Genomic DNA, 841 nt, shown 5'->3' on the forward strand with positions numbered 1-841 from the left:
AGAGGCTGTTTTGATTTAGCTGGATAAAAAAGCAGGTGCCGGCTGTTGGGTAAGAAAAGTTTGCAGACTTATGGCTTACCCGAGTGATTTAACCGACACCCAATGGCAATGTATAGAAAAGATACTGGAAGATGAAACGCTTGACAGGAAACGCGCCTGGCCTTTGCGCAGCATCCTGAATGCCATCTTCTATGTGAGCAAAGGGGGCATTCAGTGGCGCATGATGCCTTTGGAGCTTCCGCCCTGGCAGACAGTTTACTATTATTACCGCAAGTGGCACCAGAATGGGTTATGGGATCTGATCCACGAGAGCCTGCGCAGCAAGGTGAGGCGAAAGCAGGGGAAGGCGTTCTCCCCGAGTGTGGGCATTCTGGACTCGCAAAGCGTGAAGACCACCGGGCAGGGAGGGCAAAGAGGCTATGACGCGGCCAAGCGGGTGAAGGGGCGCAAGCGGCACCTGGTGGTGGACACGCTGGGGCTGATGATTATGGTGATAGTGCACCGGGCCGACATAGATGAGCGGCGTGGAGGAATGTTCCTTCTCCTGCGCATAGCCTCCAGGGTGGCGGAATTCAGCAGGCTCAGGGTCTTCTTCGCCGACCAGGGCTACGGCGGGCAGCGGATGCGGGACTGGGTGAGCAGCACCTTTCAGGCACTGGGATGGAGGCTGGAGATCGTGAAGAAGATTCACAAGAAGGCTTTTGTGGCTTTGCCCAAACGCTGGATTGTGGAGCGCACCTTCGGCTGGTTTAACCTCTACCGAAGGCTCTCCAAAGACTATGAGCGCAGCACCAAATCAGCTGAGACCATGATTCAGATTACCATGATACATATCATGCTT

1 protein-coding gene is annotated in these 841 nt (G+C 54.7%); it reads left to right on the top strand.

All coding sequences use genetic code 11. The features are described from left to right. Positions 1–70: 70 nt before the first annotated feature. Positions 71–841: IS5 family transposase (locus ABD920_RS18070; RefSeq protein WP_345160923.1), on the top strand; the 771-nt coding region annotated here is incomplete at its 3' end.

It is taken from the genome of Pontibacter saemangeumensis, assembly GCF_039541895.1.
GTDB classification, from domain to species: Bacteria; Bacteroidota; Bacteroidia; order Cytophagales; family Hymenobacteraceae; genus Pontibacter; species Pontibacter saemangeumensis.